This window comes from Streptomyces olivochromogenes (genome assembly GCF_021538895.1).
In the GTDB taxonomy this organism is placed as follows: Bacteria; Actinomycetota; Actinomycetes; order Streptomycetales; family Streptomycetaceae; genus Streptomyces; species Streptomyces olivochromogenes_A.
This window is the reverse complement of the sequence record NZ_JADDRL010000004.1, coordinates 1-24,953: the sequence shown is the minus strand read 5'-3', so window position 1 is coordinate 24,953 and position 24,953 is coordinate 1. Positions and strand designations below refer to the sequence as shown.

Here is a 24,953-nt window from a genome sequence, read left to right as displayed (position 1 = left end):
TGCGGGGCCGTTCGTGCCGTCCGGGACAACGCCTCGGCGCCCACCGCCTGCGGCCCCGCCGTGTGCGCGCTCATGACGCTCCGCCCGTCGGCCGGACCAGGGCGAGCAGGTCACTGTGGTGGACGACGACGTCGAGCTCGCCGGCCTCGCAGGCGGCCAGCCGGTCCTGGAGGTAGCGGTCGGCGCGCTCCCGCAGTTCGGGGCGCTGTTCGACGGCGGCGCCGACCCAGCCGCGCAGCCACTGGGCCGTCAGCGCGGCCTCCTCGGGGCCCAGCCGCCAGGGGCTCGGGTGCACCTTCACCGTGGCGCCGCGCTCGGAGAACGCCTCGGCGGCCACGGTGATCGCGTCGGGTCCCAGCATGCCGCCGCGCCGCTGGTGGGCGTTGAACGCCTCGGCGATCTCGGTGTCCAGCGGGTCGGACGGGGTCAGTTCGACCCGCCCGGCGACGGAGAGGGTGAGCAGCGCGGGGCAGCCGGCACCGACGCAGGCGTCGGCGAGCGTCTCGACCTCCTCGCGGGTGAGGACGTCGAGCAGCGCGGACGCCGTCACCAGCGAGGCGCCGGCCAGCGCGTCCCGGGTCAGCCGGGCCACGTCGCCGCGCCGGGTCTCCACCGAGACGCGGCTGCCGTCGCCGGCGGCGCGCGGGGAGGCGACGGCGGCGAAGTGCAGCAGGTAGGGGTCGCGGTCGTGCAGGACCCAGTGCTGGGCGCCGTCCAGGCGCGGCGCGAGCCAGCGGCCCATCGAGCCGGTGCCGCAGCCCACGTCGTGCACGACCAGACCGCCGCAGCGGCCCGGCAGGTTGGCGAGCCGGATCCGCAGCGGGTCGAGCAGATCGAGCGCCCGGGCGGCCGCGTCGGCCTCTTCCCGCAGCTGCAGCCACTCGGGCGCGTACCGGGGCGGCTCGTCGGACACGTCCTCCCGCAGCCGTACGGTGGCCCGCTCCCCGGGCCGCGCCACGGGCCCGGCACCGGCGATGACCACGGCGGGTCCGGCGTCGGTCTCCACGGCGGCGGTCGCCGCGCCGGGCTCCGGCACGGTCGAATCTGCGGTGGTCGGTGTGGTGGGCTCCGGCATGGTCGGGGTGCCCTCTCGCTCCGCGCCCGTCAGGTCCCGCGGGCCCGGCTGGGCCGGGATCCCCCCGGACTGGGTGGTGGTGGTCGTCTGGCTCATGCCGCCCTCCGGGGTTCGTCGGGGAGCCGGTGCAGGACTCCGGCCAGGCTGCGGGCCGTGGTCGCCCAGCCGTCGAGGGCCGCGCGGCGGCCGCGCGCGGCGGCCTTCAGGCGCCGGCGCACATCGGCCTCGCCGAACCAGCCGCGCAGTTCGGCGGCGAGGGCGGCCGGGTCCTCCGGCGGGACGAGGATGCCGGGCACGCCGCCGTCGGGGGCGCGGCCGACCGCCTCGGGCAGGCCGCCGACGTCCGTGGCCAGCACCGGGATGCCGCGCGCGAGCGCCTCGGTGACCGCCATGCCGTACGTCTCGGCGTACGAGGTGAGGACCATGAGGTCGGCGGCGGCGTAGCTGGCGTCGAGCGCGGCGCCTGAGCGGGGGCCCGCCAGATGCAGACGGTCCGTCAGGCCGTACTTCTCGATCAGGGACCGCAGATGGGCGACGTACTCGGGATCGTTCCCGAGGCCGCCGACGCACTCGCAGCTCCACGGCAGGTCCCGTACCGCGGCGAGCGCCTCGACCAGCCGGTGCTGCCCCTTGCGCGGGGTCACCGCCGCCACGCACAGCAGGCGCGAGACGCCGTCGGTGCCGGGGGCGAGGGGGGCGATGTCGGCGCCGGGCGCGGCGACGTGCACGCGGTCGGGGGCGAGGCCGTGGTGGGAGACGAGGCGGCGGACCGCCCAGTCGCTGGTGGCCACGACCGCGGGTACCGCCCGCAGTACCTCGCGCTCCTTGGCGTCGAGGTCCGCCGCCACCGCCGCATCGAGGCCCGTCTCGTCGCCGAGCGGGAGGTGGACCAGCACCGCGAGGCGCAGGCGCGCGGCCTCGGGGACGACGATGTCGGGGACGCCGCAGGCGACCAGACCGTCGAGCAGGACGACCGCGCCGTCCGGCAGTTCCCGCAGCGTGCGGGCGAGTTCGTCACGGGTGGCCCGGCCGGGGCGGGGCCAGGTCCCGTCCACGGCGTGCGGGGTGACCTGCCAGCCGAAGCCGGGCAGGTCCAGGCACAGCCGCCGGTCGTAGGCGTTGCCGCCGCTGGGCTGGGCCGGGTCGTCGACGCCGCCCGGCATCACGAAGTGCACGGTGCGCAGGGACATGGGGACGATCCCGACGTGGTCGAGGGCCGCGCGCTGGGCGGGCACGAAGGTCAGGGACGGCGCACGGTCCATGGTCGTGTCGGTCACAGGGCACGCTCGTAACTCGCCCAGGCGACGTGCGACTCGTGCAGGGTGACCGTGATGCCCGCGAGCCCCCGGGCGCCCTCGCCCAGCGCGCCCTTGTGGACCCGCTCGGCGAGCCGGTCGGCGATGACCTTGGCCAGGAACTCCGTGGAGGTGTTGACACCGGCGAAGTCGGGCTCGTTGTCGAGGTTTCTGTAGTTCAGCTCGCTGACGACGGCGCCCAGTTCCTGCGTGGCCAGTCCGATGTCGACGACGATGTTGTCGTCGTCCAGCTGCTCGCGGCGAAACGTCGCGTCCACGAGGAACGTGGCACCGTGCAGGCGCTGCGCGGGCCCGAACACCTCGCCGTGAAAGCTGTGGGCGATCATGATGTGATCGCGGACGGTGATGCTGAACAACGGACGACCCTCCAGGTGCGGCGCGTCTGGTTCCCTCGGCTGATGCCTGCCGCGGGATGCCGTGTAGTACGGCTCTTCGCTTCCCCGTGTTCAGCCCTCTCTCACTCTTTTCTGAGGTCAGGCCGTTTCGTCGTCCTGGATTGTGCGAATCCGTCAGTCTGTGTCGCCCTGGTCGCCGTAGCGGACCCGGTGGCACAGGGCCGGGAGCTCCCCCGAGGCGAGCCTCGGCATGACCTCCGGCAGCTCCTCGAACGCGCTCTCCCCGGTGATGAGGGCGTCCAGCGCGGGGTCGGTGAGCAGGTCGAGGGCGAGGGCCAGCCGGCCGGCGTAGTCGCGGCTGGAGCGGCGGGCCGGGGAGACGGAGCCGACCTGGCTGCTGCGCACGGTGAGCCGCCGGGAGTGGAAGGCCTCGCCGAGCGGGAGGGCGACGCGCCGGTCGCCGTACCAGCTCAGTTCGAGGACCGTGCCCTCGGCGCGCAGGAGTTCGAGGGAGCGGGCGAGGCCCTGTTCGGTGGCGCTGGCGTGAACGACCAGGTCGCAGTCGCCGAGCGCGTCCTCGGGCGCGGCGAAGGCCACGCCGAGCGCCTCGGCGGTCTTGGCGCGGGCCGGATCGGCGTCGACCAGCTGCAGCCGTACGCCGGGGAAGCGGGCCAGCAGGGCGGCCACCGAGCAGCCGACCATGCCACCGCCGACCACCGCGATCCGGTCGCCGATCAGCGGTGTCGCGTCCCACAGGGCGTTCACGGCGGTCTCCACGGTGCCGGCGAGGACGGCCCGCTCGGCGGGCACGCCGTCGGGCACGGGGGTCACCGCCTTCACCGGAACGACGTAACGGGTCTGATGCGGATACAGGCAGAAGACGGTACGGCCCGTCAGCTCGTCCGGTCCCTCCTCGACCACGCCGACGTTGAGGTAGCCGTACTTCACCGGACCGGGGAAGTCGCCCTCCTGGAACGGCGACCGCATCGCGGCGTGTTGGCTCTCGGGAACGCCGCCGCGAAAGACGAGCGTCTCCGTGCCGCGGCTCACTCCGGAGTAGAGCGAGCGCACCACGACCTCGCCCTCGGCGGGCGCGGGCAGCGCGTGGTCACGGAGCTCGCCCTGGCCGGGCGAGCGGAGCCAGAACGCGCGCGCGGAGCGGTTCATCGGCATCCTCCTGAACGATCGGGAAGTTGTTCACGTACCGAGATGTGCACAGGCCGCGCACAGTACGCGGCGTTGATCGACTCTGTCACTCGGCCGGAGGACGTGCGGTGGCCCTGAACAACACTTACGAAGCGAGGCTGGTCCAGCAGGAGACCGCTGTGGGAGCGGGCGTGCAGATCCTGTTGCTGGCCCTGCTGGGCTCGGCGATCGGCATGGGGCCGGCCGGCTGGCTGACGGGCCTGGCGTTCGCGATCGCCTCCTGGGCGGTGCTCTCCCGGGCGCTGCACCGCTCCCGGCTGCGCTCCTTCGGCCCCGCCAACCGGGTCACCCTGGGCCGGGCGACGCTGGTCGGCGGGGTGACGGCGCTGGTCGCGGACTCCTTCGAGAGCTCGCCGCCGGTGACGCTGCTGGTCGGCCTGACGGCCGTGGCCCTGATCCTGGACGGCGTCGACGGCAAGGTCGCCCGGCGCACCGGCACCTCGACCGCGCTCGGCGCCCGCTTCGACATGGAGGTCGACGCGTTCCTGATCCTGGTGCTGAGCGTGTACGTGTCGATGCAGCTCGGCCCGTGGGTGCTGCTGATCGGCGGCATGCGCTACGCGTTCGTCGCCGCGGCCCGCGTGGCGCCCTGGCTGAACGCGCCGCTGCCGCCGTCCTTCGCCCGCAAGACGGTCGCCGCGCTGCAGGGCGTCTGCCTGCTGCTGGCGGGCTCCGAACTGCTCCCGCACATCGCGAACCTGGCCGTGGCGCTGCTGGCGCTGGGCTCGCTGCTGTGGTCGTTCGGGCGGGACGTGCTGTGGCTGTGGCGCAGGTCCCGGATCGTCCAGGAGGCGCCCGCCCAGGAGATGCTGGAGCTCGTCGCCAGGTGACCACTTGAGAGGTCGACGCGAAGGGAGGGGCCCGGATCAGCAACTGATCCGGGCCCTTCCCGTTTCCCGCTCGCTTCCCGCTTCCCGTTTCCCGCTCGTCTCCCGCTCGGCCGCGCTACGAGCGCGCCGACCGGCTCCGTACGAGGGCGAACGCGGCGGCCGCCAGGCCCAGCACGCCGACGATCAGGCCCGCGATGCCGAGACCGCGGGCGGTGGAGTCACTGGAGTCGCCGGAGCCGGTGGCGGCTGCCGTGGAACCGGTCTTGGCGCCGCCGTCCTTCGTGGCCGTCGCGGCGGGGGCCTCGCTGTCGGCGGCGGTGAGCTTCAGCACCGGGGCGGGATTCTCCGACTCCTCCTCCCCGCCCTGCTCGATCCAGCGGACGACCTTGCCGTCGGAGTACGTCTGGAGCGTCTTGAAGGTCAGCTCGTCGGTGTCCTGCGGCAGCTGCCCGAAGGCGACGTCGAAGTCCTCGAACTGCCCCGGGCCGATCTTGCCCCCGGTCCAGGTGATCTCGGAGACGGCCTCGCCGATGGTCCCGTCGTCGGTCTTGACCGGCGTCTTGAGCTTGGTGGTGGTCACCTTGGCGGTCCACCCGCCTTGCGGATGCACGAGCACACCGAGGACGGGGTGGTCGGTGGGCAGGAACACCTGAACCTTGGTGGTGCTCGCGCCGTCCTCCTCGTTGGGCACCCGGAAGCTCAGCAGACCGTCCGTGGCGCCCTTGGCGTAGCTCTCGGGGTGGACGGTGACATGCGCCGAGGCGACACCCGCGGCGGCGAGAACCCCGGCGGCGGCGAGGGCGGTGACGGTCGAGACGCGGCGCAGGATGGTGCGGTTCCTGGACTTGGCAGTCATGGAAGAAATGGCAGACATGGGCGAGTGGATCTCCGTACGTACTGAAGGAGTGATGGGGGGTCAGATCGAGTACGGGATCCGGACCGGGGGCCCACGCCGGCTCACGGCATGACGTATCGGAAGCCGTCGCGCCGGAACGACGACGACCGGGACCGGCCGAGGACGTTCCGGCGACACGGGCAACGGCGTGTCCCGCCACCAGGCGACAAGCCCGGGCACACACGCGACGGCCCGCCGCAACAGCGACCACAGGGCGACCTCACCGCGCCGCAGCCACCAGGAGGCGAGGAGGGCGGCGAGGACATGGGCGACGGTGGCGTGGGCGGTGAGCGCGTGCGGACGGGTGACCACGGCGGCCATGGTGTGGCCGTGCATGGCCGCCATCCGCATGGCGTGTCCAGAGATGGGCGCGGCGGGGCGGGCCGCGTCGAAGGCGACGTGCAGCCCCGCCTGGGTGACGAGCATGGCCGCACCGATCCCCGCCAGCGACCGCTCCCGCCCGCCGAGCAGCCACCCCGCCACGAACACGACCAGGAATCCGACCCCGTCGGCCCACAACGGCGGCATCGCCCCCATCGCCAGCCCGTGCCCGGCGGCAGCGAGCAACACGCACACCGCGGCGAACACGGCGGCGCGCAGGCTCCTTACCGCCGGGGATGCGCTCATGGTCGGGATCCTGTCACGCGCGAGTCGTCCGCGTGGCGGTGGTCCCGTGATTCCGCCCGGATGCACACGAACGCACGCGGCTGCCCGCGTGGTTCAACCGGTCACCCCTTCTGCTCCACCCGAACCCAGTCCACCTCCGCCCGCACTCCCCCGCCCGCGACCTTGTCCACGCTCGACTGCGGCAGCCCCCAGTAGGGACTCGTCACCTTGTTCCAGCCGGCGGGGTAGGCGCCGCCGAGGGCGAGGTTGAGGATCACGTACTGGTTGTGGTCGTAGACCCATTGGCCCCGCGTGGATTCCAGTTTGTTGCGGGTCGTCTCCTGGACCACGCGGTCGTCGACGGAGAAGCGCAGTGCCGTCGGTGTCCACTCCACCGCGTACGTGTGCCACTGGTCCGCCGTGCCGCCGTTCGGGTACGTCTGGCGGGCGCCGATGTTGCCGTCCGCCGAGTAGCCGGGGCCGTGGAGGGCCGAGCTGGTCCAGTCGGGGTAGCCGATGTTCTCCATGATGTCGGTCTCGCCGGAGGCGGGCCAGGAGACGGACGGGTCGTCGACGTTGCTGCCGAGCAGCCAGAAGGCGGGCCAGAAGCCGTCGCCGACAGGGAGTTTCATACGGGCGCTGACCTTGCCGTATGTGAAGTCGAAGTGGGTGCTGGTGTCGATGCGGCCGGAGGTGAAGTCGTAGGTGCCGCCGCCCGCCTGCGTGCAGCCCTTGCAGTACTTGGCGCCGAGGATCAGATTGCCGTTCTCCGTGCGGACGTTGTCCGTCGAGTCGACGTACGCCTGTGACTCGCCGTTGACCGGGCCCATCTCCGTGCCGGTGCGCACGACCCGCCACTTGGAGCGGTCGAGGGCGGCTCCGGTGAAGTCGTCGAAGAAGGTCGTGCGGTAGGTGCCGGACTGGTCCGTCGGCAGGGCGGGGTAGGCCGCCACCGCGCTGCCGCCCGTGCCCCAGACCTCGAACTCGTAGAGGGAGTAGCCGAACTGGGCCGTGTAGGGGGCCGGGTTGTAGAAGGAGCGGCGCTCCTTGCCGAGCGTGCGGATGTAGCGGCCCGACACCGGAGACGGGAGGGTGATCGCGTCGTGCAGGCCCGTTGCCTCCGAGGGGGGCTTGACGTTCGCGCGGCGCGTGGCGACTTCCGCGGCCGAGGGCTGGTGGACCGTGCGCCAGGTGCGGTTGTCGTCGGAGACCTGGAGTTGGTAGTCGACGGCGTAGGCCGCCTCCCATACAGGTCCACGGAGGAGATCGTGGACGGGGCGCCGAGGTCCACGGAGATCCAGCGGTCGGCGTTCCAGTCGCTCGACCAGCGGGTCGTGTCGTCCTTGAGGTTGGCGGGCCGGCCGCCGTCCGTGACGAACGCCGGTGAGTTCCCCGCGTGTTGGTAGTAGTTGGAGTACGCCGGGTGGTTCAGGGCGAGGTTGCTGCGGGTGGTGGAGCCCGGGGTCGGTTCGCCGCCGTAGACCCTGAAAGACCAGAGTGAGTAGCCCCAGGGCGTGGCGCGTTCGATGCCGCGCAGGCGGATGTAGCGGCCGGTGACCTCCTGGGGGTACGTGTGGGCCGTGATCGTGCCGCCGGTGCCGTCGGTCTCGGTGTAGAAGGGGGTCCAGTCGGTGCCGTTGCGGGACGCCTCCAGGACGTACTTCCTGCCGTACGCCGCCTCCCAGTCCAGGACGACCCGGTCGACGCGGATCGTCGTACCGAGGTCGAGACGGATCCAGGCGTCGTCGGCGAAGTTGCTGGACCAACGGGTCGCGCCGTTCGCGTCGAAGGCCAGGCCCGGCGTGGTGCCGGCGTTCTCGCTGCCGGAGGCGGTGACGGCGGCCGGGTTCGCGGCGTAGGCGGTGGCCGCGCGGTCGGTGTCCCAGACCGGGGCCACGGCGGAGGGGGCGGGGGCGGCGAGTGCCGGGCTCGCGCCCAGGAACGCCAGCGTCGCGAGTGCGCTCAGGAGCATGCGTAAGGTGCGGGATGCCATGCGGCTCTCCTTGGGGAGGTGGGGGTGTGCATGGACGTGTGCATGTGTGGCGTGCTCATGTCACTTCACTCGCCACTTCACTCGCCTGTCGGTCCCCTCGCGGTGGGCGCGCGCTCCCGCACGCGCGCCCACCGGGGGTCCTCCTCAGGCGGCCTTGCGTGTGCGTCCGCGGTGGCTGCGCACGATGTCCGCGTACCGGTGTCCGCTTCCCTTGATGGTGCGGACCTGCGTGCGGTAGTCGACGTGGACCAGTCCGAAGCGCTTGTCGTAGCCGTACGCCCACTCGAAGTTGTCGAGCAGCGACCAGGCGAAGTAGCCGGCCAGCGGGGCGCCCTTGCGGGCCGCCGCTGCGCAGGCCGCGAGGTGGTTCACCAGGTACTCCTGGCGTTCGGGGTCGTCGACGGTGCCGTCGGGGCGGACCACGTCGGGGTAGGCGGAGCCGTTCTCGGTGATGTAGATCTTGCGGGCGCCGTAGTCGTCGGTCAGGCGCAGGAGCAGGGTCTCGATGCCGTCGGCGTCGATCTCCCAGTCCATGCCGGTGCGCCGGACGCCCTCACGGCGGACCGAGAAGACGTAGGGCGCGGGGCCGGAGGGGTCGTCGGCCACGTACGCCGGGAAGTAGTAGTTGAGGCCGAGCCAGTCCAGCGGGGCGGCGATCGTCGCCAAGTCACCTTCCTGCTCGGGGAGTTCGACGCCGTAGACCTCACGCATGTCGGCCGGGAAGCCGCGGCCGTGGACCGGGTCCAGCCACCAGCGGTTGACGTGGCCGTCGTGGCGCCGGGCGGCCGCCACGTCCTCGGGGCGGTCAGTGGCGGGGTGCACGGTGGAGAGGTTGTTGACGATGCCGACCTGGGCGGCCGGGGCGGCCGCGCGAATCGCCTGGGTGGCCAGGCCATGGCCGAGGAGCAGGTGGTAGGAAGCGCGGACGGCGGCCGTCAGATCGGTCAGGCCCGGGGCCATCTTGCCTTCCAGGTGGCCGATCCAGGCCGAGCAGGAGGGCTCGTTGAGGGTGGCCCACAGTCGCACGCGGTCACCCAGGCGTTCGGCGACGGCCGAGGCGTAGTCGGCGAACGCGAGGGCGGTCGCCCGCTCGGGCCAGCCGCCGCGGTCCTGGAGCGCCTGGGGCAGGTCCCAGTGGTAGAGGGTGACGGAGGGGGTGATGCCGGCCTCCAGCAGGCCGTCGACCAGCCGGTCGTAGAAGTCGATGCCCTTCTGGTTGAGCGGGCCGTCGCCGCCGGGGAACACCCTCGGCCACGCGATCGACAACCGGTAGGCGTTCGTGCCGAGCCGGCGCATGAGGGCGATGTCCTCGCGCCAGCGGTGGTAGTGGTCGCAGGCGACGTCGCCGTGGTCGTCGCCCGCGATCTTTCCGGGGGTGTGGGAGAAGGTGTCCCAGATCGACGGGGCGCGGCCGTCCTCGGCGACGGCTCCCTCGATCTGGTACGCCGCTGTGGCCGTGCCCCACAGGAAGTCGTGCGGGAGTGCGGCGAGGTCGATGCGTTCGGACACGTAAGTCCCTTCGGAACGGGGCGGGTTCACTTGACGGCGCCCGCCGTCAGTCCCGCGACGAGATAGCGCTGCAGCAGCAGGAAGCCCGCGACCACGGGCACGCTCACGACCAGCGACGCGGCCATGATCTGGTTCCAGTACACGTCGTTGAGCGTGGAGTAGCCCTGGAGGCCGACGGCCAGGGTGCGGGTGGTGTCGTTGGTCATGACGGAGGCGAAGAGGACCTCGCCCCAGGCGGTCATGAAGGCGTAGACGGCGACCGCGACGATGCCGGGGATCGCGGCCGGCACGACGACGCGGAAGAGCGCGCCGAGCGGTCCGCAGCCGTCCACCAGCGCCGCCTCGTCCAGATCGCGCGGCACCGAGTCGAAGTACCCGATGAGCATCCAGATCGAGAACGGGAGGGAGAAGGTGAGGTACGTCAGGATCAGGCCGCCGCGCGAGCCGAACAGGGCGATGCCGGTGGCGTTGCCGATGTTGACGTACAGCAGGAACAGGGGCAGCAGGAAGAGGATGCCGGGGAACATCTGCGTCGACAGCACGGTGACCGTGAAGACGCGCTTGCCGCGGAAGCTGTAGCGGCTGACGGCGTACGCGGCGAACACCGCGATCACCACCGAGCAGACGGTCGCCGCGCCCGCCACGATCAGGGAGTTCGCGAAGTACTTGGCGAGCGGGACCGTCGACCAGATGTCGATGTACGGGCGGATCGTCAGCCCGCGCGGCAGCCAGCGGAACTTGCCCGTCACGTCCGCCAGGGGCTTCAGCGAACTGGAGATCATGACGTACACCGGCACCAGGACGAAGCCGGTGAGCAGGGTGAGGAAGATCCGCCGGGTCCAGAGGAAGGAGCGCGGTGGGGCCGTCGGGGAGACCGACGGAATCCGGGAGGCGGCGGGGCTAGACATCTGCGGCCCTCCGTCCGCGTGAGGTGAGCAGCAGGTACGTGCCCGTCACGACGAGCAGGAACAGGAGCAGCAGGACGGACATCGCCGAGCCGGTGCCGAAGTTCCAGGTGACGAAGGACGCTTGGTAGATGTGGACCGAGATGAGGTCCGCGGCCTCGGGGGCGGACCTGCCGAACAGGACGTACGGCGTGTTGAAGTCGTTGAAGGTCCACAGGAACAGGACCAGGACCAGCACCTGGTTGACGGGGCGCAGGGACGGCAGGGTGATGCGGCGGATCTGCTGCCACATCCCGGCGCCGTCCAGCGCGGCCGCCTCGTACAGCTCCTTCGGGATGTTCTGCAGGCCGGCCATCACGATGAGGAAGGCGAACGGCCAGCCCTTCCACACGGACACGGTCAGCAGGGCGTAGAAGCTGTTGTCGCCGATCAGCCAGAAGGACGGCTTGTCGGTGAGGTGCAGCTGGTCGTGCAGGACGTGGTTCACCAGGCCGTTGTCGTGCTGGAACATGAACACCCAGGTGATGACGGCCGCGTAGACGGGCAGCGCGTACGGCACCAGGAACAGGGCGCGCAGCAGGCCGCGGCCGCGGAAGGTGTCCTGCATGCAGATCGCGGCGGCCGTGCCGATCAGCCAGCACAGGGCCACCGACAGCAGAGTGAAGCCGACGGTGACGAGGAAGGAGTGCAGCAGCGCCTCGCCGACGGGGGCGTTGAAGTCCACCGACATCGAGTAGTTGTCGAGACCGGACCAGGGGGCGCTGCCCCAGTCGCGGATGTAGAACTGCGTGAGCTCCTTGAAGCTCATCACGATGCCTATCACCATCGGCACCAGATGGACCAGGAGTTCGAGCACCAGGGCGGGCAGAAGAAGCAGGTAGGGCAGGGAGACGCGGCGGATCCGCCCGGGGCGGCGCGGGTGGCGCGCCGCCCCGGGGGAGCTCTTGTGCACCGGCTTCCTGACCTCGGTGGCGGTCGTCATGGTGCCGGTGCTCACTTCGCGGGCATCTGCTGCTGGGCCTTCTGGAGCGCCGCCTTCACCGAGTCGGTGGTCACCGGGCGTCCGGCGGCGGCGTCCGCGAACAGGTCCTTGACGGCCGTACCGACCGTGGTCTCGAACTGCGACTCGGAGGCGACCTGCGGCAGCGCGGCGGCGCTGGTGGCCAGGGTGTCCTTCAGGACGGCGTTCGCCGGGGCGGTGAACGCGGCGTCCGACTGGGCGGCCTTGACCGGCGGGATGGAGCTGTAGGCGGTGTTGAGGATCTTCTGTTCCGCGTCGCTGGTCATGAACTTCACGAACTTGGTGGCGCCGTCGAGGTTGTCGGTGTTCTTGAAGACGGCGAGGTTGATGCCGGCGACCATCGAGTTGACCTGGGCGCCGGTGCCGGGGGTGCCGGACTGCACGGGGACGGGGGCGATGCCGTAGGCGTCCTCGCTCATGCCCTGCGACTTGAGGTTGGAGGACGCGGACTGCCACAGCAGCATCGCCTGCTTGCCCTTGGCGAAGTCGCTGACGGACTGGTTCTGCGCGTACTCGGCGTTGCCGGTCGGGATGACCTTGTCCTTGGCCATCAGGTCGACGTACTGCTTGACGGCGGCGACCACGTTGTCGTTGGTGAAGTCGGGCTTGCCGTCGGCGGTGAAGAAGTCCGCGCCGTGCTGCTTGGCGAAGACGAAGACGTGGTGGATGTTCTCCGCGACGTTCGAACCTTCGGCGCCGAGGACCGACTTGCCCTTCGCGGATATCTTCTTGCCGTCGGCGACCAGTTCGTCCCAGGTGGCCGGGGGCTTGGAGATGCCCGCGTCGGCGAAGATCTGCTTGTTGTAGTAGAGCGCGTAGGCCATCGAGTACAGCGGGACGGCCGCCGGGTCCTTGCCCTCGGCGCCGGTGGAGCCGAGCGCCGAGTCGACGAACCGGTCCTTGCCGCCGATCTTCGCGAAGTTCTTCGCGTCCCAGGGCAGCAGCGCGCCGGTGGCCTGCAGCGAGGCGCTCCAGGTGTTGCCGATGTTGAGCACGTCGGGACCCTGGCCGGAGGTGGTCGCGGTGAGGATCCGGTTGAGCAGGTCGGACCAGGGGACGACCTCCAGCTTCACCTTGATGCCCGTGCGCTTCTCGAACTTGTCGAGTTCGGGCTGGAGGACCTTCTTGTCGACGGCGATGCTGGCGCCCTGGTTGGAGGCCCAGTAGGTGAGCGTCTTCGGCGAGTTGTCGGACCCCCCGCCGGTCGACGAACCGCCGCCGCAGGCCGTGGCCGCGAGGGCGAGAGACAGGGTGACGGCGCCGACAGCAGCGGCTCGGATGGTGCGCATGGGTCCTGGTGTCCCCTTCCGGGATTGCCATCATGGCTTAATTTAGGACGTGAGTTAAACCTCGGAAGGCGGGTCCGTCAAGGGTTTGGACAGAGTGCGACGAACTCTCGTCGCACCCCTTGACGGGTCCATTCACCGCATGAAGCATTCCCCGGCGAGAGAGCGCTCCCCGAACTCCCCACCGTTCGCTTCCTGAATGAGGAGAGCCGCCCCATGACCTCCCACTCCCCCGCTTCGCGGGGACCCTCCGTCGGCCGCAGAACCCTGCTCGGCGCCGCCGGCGCGGCCGCCGTCGCCTCGGCCGTGGCGGGCGGAGCCGCGCCCGCGTCGGCCGCCCCGTCCCGAAAGCGCCCCGCCGCCCTGCCCGGCGGCGGCGACCTCGGCCCGGGCGTCCTGGTCTTCGACCCGTCGACGCCGGACATCCAGGCCCGGCTGGACCAGGTGTTCCGGCAGCAGGAGTCGGCACAGTTCGGCACCGGCCGCTACGCCCTGCTGTTCAAGCCCGGCACTTACCACGGGCTCAACGCCCAGCTCGGCTTCTACACGTCCATCGCGGGCCTCGGCCTGTCCCCGGACGACACGACCATCAACGGGGACGTGACGGTCGACGCGGGCTGGTTCAACGGCAACGCCACGCAGAACTTCTGGCGTTCGGCGGAGAACCTGGCCCTGGTCCCGGCGAACGGGACCAACCGGTGGGCCGTCGCCCAGGCCGCGCCCTTCCGCCGTATGCATGTCCGCGGCGGCCTCAACCTCTCCCCCACCGGCTACGGCTGGGCGAGCGGCGGCTACATCGCGGACAGCCGGATCGACGGCCAGGTCGGCCCGTACTCCCAGCAGCAGTGGTACACCCGTGACAGCGCGATCGGCAGCTGGCTCAACGGCGTGTGGAACATGGTGTTCTCCGGCGTCGAGGGCGCCCCGGCGCAGAGCTTCCCGAACCCGCCGTACACCACGCTCGACACGACGCCGGTCTCCCGCGAGAAGCCCTTCCTGTACGTCGGCGGAGGCGAGTTCCGTGTCTTCCTGCCCGAGAAGCGGACGAACGCGCGCGGGGTCACCTGGGGCAACGGCACACCACGCGGGACGTCCCTGCCGCTGTCGCGGTTCTACGTCGCCCGGCCCGGCGTCACCGCCGCGACCCTCAACCAGGCGCTCGCACAGGGACTTCACCTGCTGCTCACCCCGGGCATCTACCACGTGGACCGGCCGATCCAGGTGAACCGTGCGGGCACCGTGGTCCTGGGCCTGGGATACGCGACCATCGTGCCCGACAACGGCGTCACCGCCCTGAAGGTCGCCGACGTGGACGGGGTCCGCCTCGCGGGCTTCCTCGTCGACGCGGGACCGGTCAACTCCCCGACCCTGCTGGAGATCGGGCCCGCGGGCGCGTCCCGGGACCACTTTGCCAACCCCACCACCGTGCAGGACGTGTTCGTGCGCATCGGCGGCGCGGGCGCGGGCCGGGCCACCACGAGCATGGTCGTCAACAGCCGGCACACGATCGTCGACCACACCTGGGTGTGGCGCGCCGACCACGGCACCGGCGTCGGCTGGGAGACCAACCGGGCCGACTACGGTGTCGTCGTCAACGGCCACGACGTCCTGGCGACCGGCCTGTTCGTCGAGCACTTCAACAAGTACGACGTGCAGTGGAACGGCCAGCGGGGCCGCACGATCTTCTTCCAGAACGAGAAGGCGTACGACGCCCCGAACCAGGCCGCGATCCAGAACGGCCCGGTCAAGGGCTACGCCGCCTACAAGGTCGGCGACGGCGTCACCGCGCACGAGGGGTGGGGCCTGGGCAGCTACTGCTACTACAACGTCGACCCGACGATCGTGCAGCACCACGGCTTCGCCGCGCCCGCCCGGCCGGGCGTGCGGTTCCACAACCTGCTGGTCGTCTCGCTCGGCGGGAACGGGCAGTACGAGCACGTGGTCAACGACTTCGGGGCGCCGACGTCGGGCACCTCGACCACGCCGTCGACGGTGGTGTCGTACCCCTGACGAGGAACCGGGGACGCGGGGCGCGGCGGCAACCGCCGCCGCGCCACCGCGACCGCTACGCGACCGGCGCCGTGGCGGGCGCCGGTACGTACCCGGCGGGCCGGGTGGTGAAGCTGCCCCGGCCCTGGGTGCGGCTGCGCAACCGGGTCGCGTAGCCGAACAGTTCGGCCAGCGGCACGGTGGCGGTGAGGACCGCCGCGCCGCCGCGGGACTCGGATCCCGTGACCCGGCCGCGCCGGGCCGACAGGTCGCCGAGCACCCCGCCCACGGCCTCCTCGGGCACGGTGACCGTGACCTCGGCGACCGGTTCCAGCAAGGCCGTCGCGCAGGCGCGCAGGGCCTGCCGCAGCCCGAGCCGGCCGGCCGTGCGGAAGGCCGTGTCCGAGGAGTCCTTCACATGGGTCGCCCCGTCGGTCAGGGTGACCCGCACTCCCGTCACCGGATGACCGCCGAGCGGGCCCTCGGCCAGGGCGTCCCGGCAGCCGGCCTCGACCGCGCGGACGTACTCCTGCGGCACGCGCCCGCCGACCACCGTCGAGCGGAACTCGAAGCCGGTGGTGCCGACTTCGGCCGTCAGGGGCTCCACGTCGAGCACGACATGGGCGAACTGGCCCGCCCCGCCGTCCTGTTTGACGTGCCGGAAGACCAGACCGGACACGCCCTCGACGACCGTCTCCCGGTAGGACACGCGCGGCCGGCCCACGGTGACCTCCAGGCCGCCGTCACGCCGGATCTTCTCCACCGCCACCTCCAGGTGCAGTTCGCCCATGCCGGACAGCACGGTCTGGCCGGTCTCCGGGTCGGTCCGCACCACCAGCGACGGATCCTCCTCGGCGAGCCGGGCCAGCGCGGTGGCCAGCCGCCCCGTGTCGGCGCTCCTGCGGGCCTCGACCGCCACGGACACCACAGGGTCGGCGGACACGGGCGGTTCCAGCACGATCGGCGCCTGCCGGTCGCACAGGGTCGAGCCGGCCCGGGCGGACTTGAGGCCCACCACGGCGACGATGTCCCCGGCGACCGCCCGGTCCAGCGGGACGTGCCGGTCGGCCATCACCCGCAGGATCCGCGCGACGCGCTCGGTGCGCCCCGTGGTCGGGTCCCACACGGTGTCTCCCTTCGCGACGGCGCCCGAGTAGACGCGCAGGTGGGTCAGCCGTCCGGTGGCGGTCGCGTTCACCTTGAACGCCAGCGCCGCGAACGGTGCTTCGGGGTCGGCCGGCCGCCGCCGCTCGGCACCGTCGTACGTGCCGCGCACGGCGGGTACGTCCAGCGGTGAGGGCAGGTAGGCGCAGACCGCGTCCAGCAGCGGTTCGATCCCGCGGTTGCGGTACGCCGAGCCGCACAGCACGACCACGCCGTCGCCGGAGCGGGTGAGGTCGCGCAGGGCGGCCACGAGGGTCGGCGTGGAGACGCCGGACGGCGTGCAGAACTCGTCCAGCGCCGCCGGATGCAGCTCGGCCACCGCCTCCTCCAGCAGCCGGCGCCGCCGCCGTGCCTCGTCCAGCAGTTCCGGCGGCACCGGGCCTTCCTCGACGCGGCCGACGCCGCCGCCGACGCCAACGCCGCCGTCGCCGTCGGTCCACAGCAGGGACCGCATGCGCAGCAGATCCACCACGCCGGTGAAGGCGTCCTCGGTGCCGATCGGCAACTGCACGACGAGCGGGGCCGGGTGCAGCCGCCGCCGGATCGAGTCGACGGCCGCGTCCAGGTCGGCGCCCGCGCGGTCCAGCTTGTTGACGAAGGCGATCCGCGGAACGCCGTGCCGGTCGGCCTGCCGCCACACCGACTCGCTCTGCGGCTCGACCCCGGCGACGGCGTCGAACACCGCGACCGCGCCGTCGAGCACGCGCAGCGACCGTTCGACCTCGTCGGCGAAGTCGACGTGACCGGGGGTGTCGATCAGGTTGATCCGGTGGCCGTCCCAGGCGCAGCTGACCGCGGCGGCGAAGATGGTGATGCCGCGGTCGCGCTCCTGGGGGTCGAAGTCGGTGACGGTCGTGCCGTCGTGGACCTCGCCGCGCTTGTGTGTGGTGCCGGTCGCATACAGGATCCGCTCGGTGAGGGTGGTCTTGCCCGCGTCGACATGGGCGAGGATGCCCAGGTTGCGGACGGCGGGGGTGGGGTGAAGGTGGAGGTCGGTGCGCACGGCCCGATCGCCTTTCGAGGAGGGTTTCCGGAAAAGGGCGGCGCGATGTCCCGTGCGCAGCGGCCGCCTGACGGGTTGCCGGCAGGCGTCGCCGTACCTGACACGGTGGGGTCAGGCGGGCGTCACGGGGGTCCGGTGCCGGCCGCGCAGCGGGCACCGGGCGGACGAGGACACCAGGATCACCTCGTACCGGGCACGGGGAACGGCGACAGCGGTGCGGTCACGCACGGTCTGCTCCCCTCACTCGTCCCACTCCTGGTCATGACGGCGCACCCGCCGCGTGGCGGCGGTGCGCTGTGGGGCGAGTGTAGGAAGACGGACACCGCCGGGTCACCTGGTTTTCGACCGTCCGGAGCCGCTCGCATTACCGCGGGTCGAATGCGCCTGGAGCGTCGCTGGACCGGGAGTTAGGCGTCCAGAACGGTCGTTGACATGCTCGGATAAAGCTGCGGAGAATATGGGGGAACAGGGGGCGAAGGGTCCGGAAACAAAAGCCTACGGGATGGGCGGATTTCATGCCTACGAGCGACGTCATCACCTGGGCCACGACCGGTGTCGTCGCCGATGCCGCCGCCCTCCTGTCCGACCGGGACGTCCTTTATTCGGGTGCGGCCAGGGCCACCGGACTCGACGATCCACTGGAGCTACGGCTCGCCGCCGAGGGCGACCGGATACCGGTCTGCCTGAGGCGTTGCGCCCTCGACCGGCAACTCGCCGGTGCGGAGCAGGGTATTCCGGCGTTGCGGAAATGGACGGCGTACGGCTCCACCGCGCTGCGCGTCCAGGCGGCACCGGAATGCTGGATTCACGCCCGGGACTGGATTCACGATTCCGCCGGAGCCGAGTTCGAGCGGCTTTTCGTCTCGGCCATGGCTCGGCAGGGAATCGGGGAACACGCCCGGCCGTCCCAGGTGACACCGGACGACGAAATACGGATCTCCCGGGCGATGCTGCTGCTCGACGAACTGGTTCCGGAAATCGCGGCCAGCGTCCTGCCGTTCGTGCACCAGATCGTCGTTCTCGACTCGCCCATTCCCAGTCTCTATCTCACGCAGGTGCCCGAAACCGTCTTCGTCTCCGCCGCCACGGTGCACGGGGACACGCTCGGTCTCGCGGACGCCCTCCTGCACGAATCGCTGCACGAGAAGATGGCCGTACTGCGCCTGACCCGCCGGCTCATGCGGCCCGTCTACACCGACGAGCACAGTGCACGCGTCCTGCTGCCATGGAGCCTCGCCTACGCGACTCCGCGGTGGTTCAACGCCGGCCGTGTCATCTGCGCCGCGCACGTCTACGTCCATCTCGCCGTACTGCACGCGACCGCGCTGCGCGCCGGACACCCGGAGCGCACCGGCTGCGACCCGCAGACCGTACGCAGGAGACTCACCACGGCGGTGGAGCGGGGCGGCTTCCTCCTCGGCTCCCTCGAACTCGACAGCGTGCGCCGCGAGTTCGGCCCGGACGGACTGGTGCTGCACCGGGAGCTCACCCGCATGCTGGCCGTCCTCCGCGACGCGCTGCCCGCGGGCCTCGTCGGCAACCTCCAGACCTGGCAGGCCACATCACAGCCCGAGGTGCACACGTGAACTACAAGCTTGCGGAAGGCATTCAGTACCGCCCGCTGAGCATCAGGGGCAGGTTCCTCGTCTTCACCACGACACCGGTGAGGGTGCTGCAGATCGACGCCGGTTCCGTCCTGCTGCTCAAGCTGTTCGAGAGCGGCCTCATCGGGGACGAACTGGTGGCCCGGTACGCGCAGTTGCGGAAGAAGGACGTCCTCGACGCCCGGCGGGAACTCGCGCACCGGGCGCGCGACCTGGCCGGCGCGGGCCTCCTCGAAGAGCTCCCTGCCCCCGCGCCGCCCCGTGCGCTGTCGCGGCAGGGGATCCCCGTACGGGAGGAGGCGTGACCCGTGAGTTCCGAGGACAAGTCCAAGATCGACGTCGAGCAGCCGGCCGAGCCGGCCGCGGACGCCGAGGAGGAGGTCGGCTCCACCAGCCCCGTCATCCCCGAGATCCAGGCGCAGTACCCGGCGGTCAGCTGACCGCGGCCGACGGGTGAGCCGGCAGGCCGCGGGCCGCCGGACGCACCGACCCCGGTGATCCGTCCCGTCTCGCGGTGGCGCCCCGTCGGCGCCGCCACGGGCGGCGGCACCCACCCAGGAGGCTTCCTCCACGAGGCGAGGGGCAGGACATGGCCCAGGCACGGCATCTTCTCGGCAGCGGTCCCTTCGGTTCGGCGGCGGACATCAACGCCGACATGGCGGCCTTCTCGGACGTCGCGGCCGAACTGCTGCACGCCCACACGGGACTGCGTCCCCCGTGTCCGCCACCGGGTGCACCGCTCGTCGCGCAGAGCGTCGCGCGCGCCACGACCCTGGACGCCTTCCGCTCCCTGCACACCCGCAAGGACCCCGAGGAGGCGGCGGCCGCCCTGCGCAGCGGCACGGCCCTGCTCGCCCCGGTCGCGCCGGTCACCGAGCTGGTGCTGTCCGGTCACCGCTACGCCCTCGCCACCGACTGGTCGGCGAGCGCCGGCGGCCGGGCCCTGCGGAGGGTGATCAGCGCGGACCTCGCGGTGCCGCACACCTATGTGGCCGCGACTCTCGCGCACGCCGCCGCCGTCGAACGCGGACTCGGGCTCATCACGGAGGCGCTCGGGGAGTTCGGCCTCTCGATCGTGTCGTCCGTGCGCGGCGCGGTGCTGATCGAGGACAGCATCGTCGAGTCGGCGTTCATCGTCCCGGCCCCGTTCGTGTCCGTCCTCAACACCCAGGTGCTCGCGGGGGCGTTGAGGACGGCGGACGCGATCCTGCACGAGGCCGCCCACCAGAAGTTCTACGACCTGCTGGTCTGCCGCCGGCTCGTGCGGCCCGACCACAACCATCTGAGCGGCGCGGTGTTCGGCATCCCGTGGAACCCGGTCGCGGGCGAACGCCGCCGGATGGACTGTCTGCGCATCCTGTCGACGATCCATGTGTACGCGCACCTGCTGGAGTTGCTGCTGAGCGTGCGGGCGGCCGGCCTGGCCGACCGTGACGTGTGCGACGGGCTGCTCACCGAGTACTGGCAGCGGGCCCAGTTCTTCGACACGGCGGCGCGCAGCGAGGTGGTGCGCTCGGCCCTCGGCCCGGACGCACGGGCGATGGTCGACTGGATCGCGTCGGTGATGGACGCCCACCGGGAGACCCTGCGGGCTCAGGGCCGGGACACGGAGGGCCCCTACCGGGCGGACGCGCTCGACCAGGTCCACCGCTTCGCGTCCCGGGCGGCGGCCGTCGCATGACGGCCGCCGTGCACACCCCGTCCCGGTTCTTCCGCCCGTTCTCCGGAATCCTGGAGAACTTCCCCGAGATCCCCGTTCAGTCATATTTCTCCGGTCTTTTCTACGAATTCGAGGAACCGGCCGCCTGGCAGGTGACCTGGGACCTGCCGGCGTACATCGAACTGTGCGACATGACCGCGGCCCGGTCCGTTCTGGACGCCGGCTGCGGATAGGGGCGCATCATCAGCGCGTTGGCCCGGCATTTTCCGGACATTCATCTGACGGGTATCGACAACGCGCAGTCGGCGTGGGAGCGGTTTCACGAACGGTGCGCGGGGGTGGCCCGGTTCGTCGCGGGCGACCTCCTCGACTCCCGGGTTGGCCGAAAAGCGAGGTGGACCTCGCACTGCTGGGCAACGTGACGCTCAACTCCTTCACCTCCGAGTCCGCCGCGCCGGACGTCATCCGGAACCTGCGCGACGCCGTGCGCCCGGACGGCCATGTCGTCCTCGTCGCCTTCCACGAGTCGTCCCTGAAGCGCTTTGTCCACCTGCGCGAAATGTGTGACGCCGTTTCGTTCGAGGATCGGCGGGGCAACAGGCGACTCATCCGGCGCGGCGTCGACTTCCTTCCGGACACCCGGAACTTGCGGCACAACTACTTCATCGAGGCGCATGCGGGAGACCCGTATCCGTTCCCGGGCGTTATGGGTATTCATGAAGAACACGTGTGGACATCCGGTGAAGTACGGCTCATGGCCGAGAAAATGGGACTCGCATACGAACACCGGGTCACCATGGAGGTGACGGGCGGTGGTGCGCACGGATGGCCGGTGGACGCCCTTCTGCTGCGTACGCAGACCTAATCTGTTCCGCGGCTCGGCCTTGAAGTGACCTGGCAGGCGGACGGATTGGACTCGATTGGACACGCAGAAGACGCGGAAGACGGCGTTCGGGGCATTCGCCGCGCTGCGCCGGAATTCCCTCGTTCCGGCGCCCGCCCTGGTACTGATCGCCGGAACGCTCTTCTCCCGCGTCGGCGACTCGCTCGCCACCCTCGGCATGGTCCTGGACGCGGCGGACAAGGGCATGCGCTGGGGTGTCACGGAGGTGTTCCTCGCCGACCTGCTGCCCACCGTCGTCGCCGCGCCGTTCATCGGGTCCCTCGTGGACCGGGTCAGCGCCCGGTCCGTGTGCCTGTGGGCCCTCGCGGTCCAGGCGATGTCCCTCGGCACCGCCGCCGCGGTCGACGGCTTCCACCTCAGGATCGGGCTCATCGCCGTGTCGGGGCTGGCCGGAGTGGCGTCGGTGGCGGCCGGCTTCAAGATGCTCCCGGTCGTCGCGGGCGAGAAGCACACCAGCCGGGCCAACAGCCGGCTCACGGCCGGTCTTTCGGCGGCCGGGCTGGTCGGGCCGGCGCTGGCGGGCCTGCTGCACTCCGTGTCGGGCACGGCGTTCCTGCTCGGCGCCGACGGCGTCTCCTTCCTCGTCCTCGCCTGGTGCACGGCCCTCGCCGTACCCCGCTCGGTGAACGTGTCGATCGGCCGCCGGCCCGACGCGAAACTGTCGGACGGCTACCAGGCGCTGCGCACCGCGCCGGTCGTCGGACCGCTGCTGGCCACCCTGGCGGCGGCGATGCTGGCCACCAGCATCGAGGGGGTCGCGGGCGTCTACTACCTGCGGGACGTCGCCCACGGCAACGAGACCGTGTTCGGCCTGTTCCTGTCGACCTGGGCGCTGGGCTCCATCCCGGGCGCGCTGCTGGCGGGCCGCGCGAGCTGGTCGGGGCGGCACACCGCGCTCATCCTCGGCGGGGTGCTCGGCATCTCCCTCGGCCTGCTGTGCGCGGGGCTGCTCCCGATGGCGGCGGCGATCTTCCCGCTGTTCCTGCTCGCCGGCTTCGGCAACGGCGTGTGCAACGTCGGTCTGCGCAACGCGGTGCACACCCAGGTGCCCGCCGAGGTGCACGGCAGCGCCTGGGCCTGCTACCAGGCCCTGTCCCGGTCCTGCATCGGCCTCGGCTTCCTGCTGGGCACCCCGAACAGCCTGGTCACGAGCCGCGACCAGGTGATCGTCTCCGGCTCGATCCCGCTGCTGTTCGCGCTGTGGTCGATGCTGCGCACGGTCCGCCGCAAACAGCCGGCGCTGGGCGAAGCCTCCGGATGACGCACGAGCGGGTCTACGAGCACTTCTGCCGCACGCACCGCATGGGCGGGCGGCAGCTCGACGGCAGCTTCCCGCTCAGCGACGGCGGCGGCCCCTTCGGTTTCGACATCGAGGCGGCCGTCGCCTTCGACTGCCTGGTCGAGGCCTACGCCCCGACGTGATCGTCGAGACGGGCTGCCACCTCGGCGACACCACCCACTACCTCGCGCGGACCTACCCGGACATCCCCGTCCACTCCTGCGACATCAACCGGTGACCGACGGTGTGGTCCGCGGCCCCGAGGTGATCAAGGCCCTCGACCTGGACCTGGTGGCCGCCTACGTGAACTCCACGGAGGTACTTAAGCCCCCGCTCGTGGTGACTCGTCCGGTCGGGTGCTCGTAAGAGACCGGACCCGTTCGACAGAGCGCAACCATCGCTTCTCCGCCCCGGCACGCCCCGGACTCAGCCTGGGTGCCGTTCAAAATCGTTCCGGCGGCGCCCCCGCGGGCCGTTTGAGGAGAAGCCACACCATGTTTCTTGTGAACCGGCGCAATCTCGGCGTATTCGCCCTCGGTGCCGCCTCCGTACTCACCCTGGCCGGCTGCGGCGAAAGCGCCGCGTCGAAGTCCGCGACGTCGGCGGACGGAAAGGGCGGCGACACTCTCGTGATGGCCGCCGTGCCCGCCGAGAACTCCACCGACCTGCAGGCCTCCTACGGGGCCGTGATCAAGCTGCTGGAGAAGGAGACCGGCAAGAAGATCACCTTCCAGAAGGCCACCAATTACGCGGCCGTCATCGAGGGCCAGCGTTCCGGAAAGATCCAGATCGCCGCGTACGGACCGTTCTCCTACGTGCAGGCGAAGAGTTCCGGAGTGAAGACCACTCCGGTCGCCGCCGGTGTCGAGACGAAGGGCGCGAAGCCCGGCTACCAGTCCTACGGAATCGTCAAGGCGGGCTCGAAGGTCAAGGACCTCAAGGGCTTCAAGGGCAAGAAGGTCTGCTTCGTCGACCCCAACTCCACCTCCGGCTACCTCTACCCGCGCGCCGGGCTCCTGGCCGCCGGCGTCGACGTGGAGAAGGGCATCACCCCGGTGATGGCCGGCGGCCACGACGCCTCCGTGCTCGCGGTGAAGAGCGGCCAGTGCGAGGCCGGATTCGCCTACGACACGATGGTCGACAAGCAGCTGATCGAAAAGGGTCAGCTCAAGAAGGGCGAGATCACCACGGTGTGGAAGTCGGACATGATCCCCGGCTCCCCGGTGGCGATCAGCGACGACCTCGACGCCGGCCTCAAGGAGAAGATCGCCAAGGCCTTCCAGAACATGGCCAACGTCGACTACCTCAAGAGCCACGGATTCTGCCCGGGCAGCGGCAAGTGCGAGGTGAACGACGCCGGCGACTGGGGTTACGCGAAGGTCGACGACTCCGACTACGACGGCGTCCGCAAGGTCTGCGACATCACCAAGGACAAGCAGTGCGTGAAGTCCTGACCCACGCGGCCGAATTCCGCGCACACCGTCACGCATAACGAGGACGACCGGGATTGCGGCGGCCATGGCCCCGCAATTCCGGTTTTCCCTACGGCAGTTCAGTTCACAAAAGAGTCGGAGCACCCCATGACCGCGGACCACCTTCCCGAACCCGTCGTGCGATTCGAGGGCGTCAGCAAGCAGTTCGATTCCGATGTGCGCGCGCTCGACGACGTCTCGCTGAGCGTACGGGCCGGGGAGATGGTCGTGCTGCTCGGGCTCTCCGGGTCCGGCAAGTCGACGCTGCTGCGTCATGTGGACGGGCTGCAGCGGGCCACCGCCGGCACGGTCACCGTCCTCGGCACCGATGTGGGCCGCGCAAACGGGGCCGCCCTGCGCCGGCTGCGCCGCCGCGTCGGCTTCGTCTTCCAGCAGTTCCACCTCGTCGGCAGCCTCACCGTGCTGGAGAACGTGTGCACCGGCGCGCTCGGCCGGCTGCGCGGCCCGCGCCTCGGACTGATCGGCTATCCGCGGGAGGTACGGCGCGAGGCGCAGCGGCACCTCGACCGGGTGGGCCTGCTCGACCAGGCGTTCCAGCGGGCGGACACCCTCTCCGGCGGGCAGCAGCAGCGGGTGGCGGTCGCCCGGGCGCTGATGCAGCGCCCGGAGATCCTGCTCGCCGACGAGCCCGTCGCCTCCCTCGACCCGGAGTCCTCGGCCCAGATCATGCGGCTGGTCAAGGAGATCGGCGAGGAGGAGCGGCTCACCGTGCTGTGCAGCCTGCACCAGGTCGACCTGGCGCTCTCCTGGGGGCACCGGATCATCGGCCTGCGGGCCGGCCGGGTACTGATGGACAGCCCGGTGGCCGGGCTGACGCGGGACGACGTGATGTCCGTGTACGCGCGGCTGGGCGTCGCGGCCCCGGCCGTCCTGACCGCCG

24 protein-coding genes and 1 pseudogene are annotated in these 24,953 nt (G+C 71.2%); 13 read left to right on the top strand and 12 right to left on the bottom strand.

Annotated features, from left to right (window positions below):
- Positions 1-70: 70 nt before the first annotated feature.
- The 4 genes from IPZ69_RS02885 to IPZ69_RS02870 form a co-directional block, all read right to left on the bottom strand.
- On the bottom strand, positions 71-1,171 hold the full coding sequence (locus IPZ69_RS02885; RefSeq protein WP_235452035.1) for a class I SAM-dependent methyltransferase: 1,101 nt from the start codon (positions 1,169-1,171) through the stop codon (positions 71-73).
- The gene (locus IPZ69_RS02880) at positions 1,168-2,352 is read right to left on the bottom strand and encodes a glycosyltransferase family 4 protein (protein WP_235452034.1); all 1,185 of its coding nucleotides are present in this window, start codon (positions 2,350-2,352) and stop codon (positions 1,168-1,170) included. Before IPZ69_RS02880 ends, IPZ69_RS02885 begins: the two co-directional genes overlap by 4 nt.
- Positions 2,349-2,747 (bottom strand): 6-pyruvoyl trahydropterin synthase family protein, encoded by a 399-nt coding sequence (locus IPZ69_RS02875; protein WP_235452033.1) that lies wholly within the window; start codon positions 2,745-2,747, stop codon positions 2,349-2,351. Before IPZ69_RS02875 ends, IPZ69_RS02880 begins: the two co-directional genes overlap by 4 nt.
- Before the next feature lie 153 nt (positions 2,748-2,900).
- Positions 2,901-3,893, bottom strand: coding sequence for a zinc-dependent alcohol dehydrogenase (locus IPZ69_RS02870; protein WP_235452032.1), 993 nt, complete (start codon positions 3,891-3,893; stop codon positions 2,901-2,903).
- A gap of 107 nt (positions 3,894-4,000) precedes the next feature.
- Between IPZ69_RS02870 and IPZ69_RS02865 the strand changes: the two genes are divergently transcribed.
- On the top strand, positions 4,001-4,762 hold the full coding sequence (locus IPZ69_RS02865) for a CDP-alcohol phosphatidyltransferase family protein (RefSeq protein ID WP_235452031.1): 762 nt from the start codon (positions 4,001-4,003) through the stop codon (positions 4,760-4,762).
- Between the two features lie 115 nt (positions 4,763-4,877).
- On the opposite strand, the gene IPZ69_RS02860 is transcribed toward IPZ69_RS02865, so the two are convergent.
- The 7 genes and pseudogenes from IPZ69_RS02860 to IPZ69_RS02830 form a co-directional block, all read right to left on the bottom strand.
- Positions 4,878-5,618 carry a YcnI family copper-binding membrane protein gene (locus IPZ69_RS02860; protein ID WP_235452030.1) on the bottom strand — a complete coding sequence of 247 codons (741 nt, stop codon included), beginning with the start codon at positions 5,616-5,618 and terminating at the stop codon, positions 4,878-4,880.
- Between the two features lie 60 nt (positions 5,619-5,678).
- Positions 5,679-6,284, bottom strand: a complete 606-nt coding sequence (locus IPZ69_RS02855) for a hypothetical protein (RefSeq protein WP_235452029.1) — start codon at positions 6,282-6,284, stop codon at positions 5,679-5,681.
- Positions 6,285-6,385: 101 nt separating this feature from the next.
- Positions 6,386-8,256 (bottom strand): annotated as a pseudogene (locus IPZ69_RS02850) (discoidin domain-containing protein).
- Positions 8,257-8,400: 144 nt separating this feature from the next.
- Positions 8,401-9,765 carry a GH1 family beta-glucosidase gene (locus tag IPZ69_RS02845; protein WP_235452028.1) on the bottom strand — a complete coding sequence of 455 codons (1,365 nt, stop codon included), beginning with the start codon at positions 9,763-9,765 and terminating at the stop codon, positions 8,401-8,403.
- A gap of 26 nt (positions 9,766-9,791) precedes the next feature.
- Positions 9,792-10,673, bottom strand: a complete 882-nt coding sequence (locus tag IPZ69_RS02840) for a carbohydrate ABC transporter permease (RefSeq protein ID WP_235452027.1) — start codon at positions 10,671-10,673, stop codon at positions 9,792-9,794.
- Positions 10,666-11,652, bottom strand: coding sequence for a carbohydrate ABC transporter permease (locus IPZ69_RS02835; RefSeq protein ID WP_235452174.1), 987 nt, complete (start codon positions 11,650-11,652; stop codon positions 10,666-10,668). Before IPZ69_RS02835 ends, IPZ69_RS02840 begins: the two co-directional genes overlap by 8 nt.
- A gap of 11 nt (positions 11,653-11,663) precedes the next feature.
- Entirely contained in the window at positions 11,664-12,980 is a 1,317-nt protein-coding gene (locus IPZ69_RS02830; RefSeq protein ID WP_235452026.1) for an ABC transporter substrate-binding protein, read from the bottom strand.
- Positions 12,981-13,193: 213 nt separating this feature from the next.
- Between IPZ69_RS02830 and IPZ69_RS02825 the strand changes: the two genes are divergently transcribed.
- On the top strand, positions 13,194-14,987 hold the full coding sequence (locus tag IPZ69_RS02825; RefSeq protein ID WP_235452025.1) for a coagulation factor 5/8 type domain-containing protein: 1,794 nt from the start codon (positions 13,194-13,196) through the stop codon (positions 14,985-14,987).
- A 55-nt stretch (positions 14,988-15,042) separates the two neighbouring features.
- Here the strand turns inward: IPZ69_RS02825 and fusA are convergent, their stop codons facing one another.
- Positions 15,043-17,133, bottom strand: coding sequence for an elongation factor G (gene fusA, locus IPZ69_RS02820; RefSeq protein WP_235452024.1), 2,091 nt, complete (start codon positions 17,131-17,133; stop codon positions 15,043-15,045).
- Between the two features lie 515 nt (positions 17,134-17,648).
- Here fusA and IPZ69_RS02815 point away from each other — a divergent pair.
- The 11 genes from IPZ69_RS02815 to phnC all read left to right on the top strand — a co-directional run.
- Complete coding sequence (locus IPZ69_RS02815) at positions 17,649-18,719, top strand: hypothetical protein (protein WP_235452023.1); 1,071 nt, start codon at positions 17,649-17,651, stop codon at positions 18,717-18,719.
- Positions 18,716-19,042 (top strand): hypothetical protein, encoded by a 327-nt coding sequence (locus IPZ69_RS02810; protein ID WP_235452022.1) that lies wholly within the window; start codon positions 18,716-18,718, stop codon positions 19,040-19,042. The genes IPZ69_RS02815 and IPZ69_RS02810 overlap by 4 nt, the downstream gene beginning before the upstream one ends.
- A 3-nt stretch (positions 19,043-19,045) precedes the next feature.
- Complete coding sequence (locus IPZ69_RS46850) at positions 19,046-19,177, top strand: hypothetical protein (RefSeq protein ID WP_268834158.1); 132 nt, start codon at positions 19,046-19,048, stop codon at positions 19,175-19,177.
- Between the two features lie 149 nt (positions 19,178-19,326).
- On the top strand, positions 19,327-20,418 hold the full coding sequence (locus tag IPZ69_RS02805; RefSeq protein WP_235452021.1) for an aKG-HExxH-type peptide beta-hydroxylase: 1,092 nt from the start codon (positions 19,327-19,329) through the stop codon (positions 20,416-20,418).
- Positions 20,415-20,630 (top strand): hypothetical protein, encoded by a 216-nt coding sequence (locus IPZ69_RS02800; protein ID WP_235452020.1) that lies wholly within the window; start codon positions 20,415-20,417, stop codon positions 20,628-20,630. The genes IPZ69_RS02805 and IPZ69_RS02800 overlap by 4 nt, the downstream gene beginning before the upstream one ends.
- A gap of 161 nt (positions 20,631-20,791) precedes the next feature.
- The gene (locus IPZ69_RS02795; RefSeq protein WP_235452019.1) at positions 20,792-21,262 is read left to right on the top strand and encodes a hypothetical protein; all 471 of its coding nucleotides are present in this window, start codon (positions 20,792-20,794) and stop codon (positions 21,260-21,262) included.
- A 55-nt stretch (positions 21,263-21,317) separates the two neighbouring features.
- The gene (locus IPZ69_RS02790; RefSeq protein ID WP_235452018.1) at positions 21,318-22,562 is read left to right on the top strand and encodes an MFS transporter; all 1,245 of its coding nucleotides are present in this window, start codon (positions 21,318-21,320) and stop codon (positions 22,560-22,562) included.
- Positions 22,559-22,723: a hypothetical protein gene (locus tag IPZ69_RS02785; protein ID WP_235452017.1), complete on the top strand. Its 165-nt coding sequence runs from the start codon at positions 22,559-22,561 to the stop codon at positions 22,721-22,723. The genes IPZ69_RS02790 and IPZ69_RS02785 overlap by 4 nt, the downstream gene beginning before the upstream one ends.
- A gap of 91 nt (positions 22,724-22,814) precedes the next feature.
- Positions 22,815-22,946 (top strand): hypothetical protein, encoded by a 132-nt coding sequence (locus IPZ69_RS46845; RefSeq protein ID WP_268834157.1) that lies wholly within the window; start codon positions 22,815-22,817, stop codon positions 22,944-22,946.
- A gap of 128 nt (positions 22,947-23,074) precedes the next feature.
- Entirely contained in the window at positions 23,075-24,034 is a 960-nt protein-coding gene (locus IPZ69_RS02780; protein WP_235452016.1) for a phosphate/phosphite/phosphonate ABC transporter substrate-binding protein, read from the top strand.
- A gap of 126 nt (positions 24,035-24,160) precedes the next feature.
- The coding region (gene phnC, locus IPZ69_RS02775; protein ID WP_235452015.1) for a phosphonate ABC transporter ATP-binding protein at positions 24,161-24,953 on the top strand (793 nt) is incomplete at its 3' end.

Bases quoted from the DNA above. Each gene is read 5' to 3' on its own strand.
- IPZ69_RS02885 (WP_235452035.1), bottom strand. From the start codon at position 1,171: ATGAGCCAGACGACCACCACCACCCAGTCCGGGGGGATCCCGGCCCAG.
- IPZ69_RS02870 (WP_235452032.1), bottom strand. From the start codon at position 3,893: ATGAACCGCTCCGCGCGCGCGTTCTGGCTCCGCTCGCCCGGCCAGGGC.
- IPZ69_RS02860 (WP_235452030.1), bottom strand. From the start codon at position 5,618: ATGACTGCCAAGTCCAGGAACCGCACCATCCTGCGCCGCGTCTCGACC.
- IPZ69_RS02855 (WP_235452029.1), bottom strand. From the start codon at position 6,284: ATGAGCGCATCCCCGGCGGTAAGGAGCCTGCGCGCCGCCGTGTTCGCC.
- IPZ69_RS02840 (WP_235452027.1), bottom strand. From the start codon at position 10,673: ATGTCTAGCCCCGCCGCCTCCCGGATTCCGTCGGTCTCCCCGACGGCC.
- IPZ69_RS02835 (WP_235452174.1), bottom strand. From the start codon at position 11,652: ATGACGACCGCCACCGAGGTCAGGAAGCCGGTGCACAAGAGCTCCCCC.
- IPZ69_RS02830 (WP_235452026.1), bottom strand. From the start codon at position 12,980: ATGCGCACCATCCGAGCCGCTGCTGTCGGCGCCGTCACCCTGTCTCTC.
- IPZ69_RS02825 (WP_235452025.1), top strand. From the start codon at position 13,194: ATGACCTCCCACTCCCCCGCTTCGCGGGGACCCTCCGTCGGCCGCAGA.
- IPZ69_RS02815 (WP_235452023.1), top strand. From the start codon at position 17,649: ATGCCTACGAGCGACGTCATCACCTGGGCCACGACCGGTGTCGTCGCC.
- IPZ69_RS02805 (WP_235452021.1), top strand. From the start codon at position 19,327: ATGGCCCAGGCACGGCATCTTCTCGGCAGCGGTCCCTTCGGTTCGGCG.
- IPZ69_RS02800 (WP_235452020.1), top strand. From the start codon at position 20,415: ATGACGGCCGCCGTGCACACCCCGTCCCGGTTCTTCCGCCCGTTCTCC.
- IPZ69_RS02785 (WP_235452017.1), top strand. From the start codon at position 22,559: ATGACGCACGAGCGGGTCTACGAGCACTTCTGCCGCACGCACCGCATG.
- IPZ69_RS02780 (WP_235452016.1), top strand. From the start codon at position 23,075: ATGTTTCTTGTGAACCGGCGCAATCTCGGCGTATTCGCCCTCGGTGCC.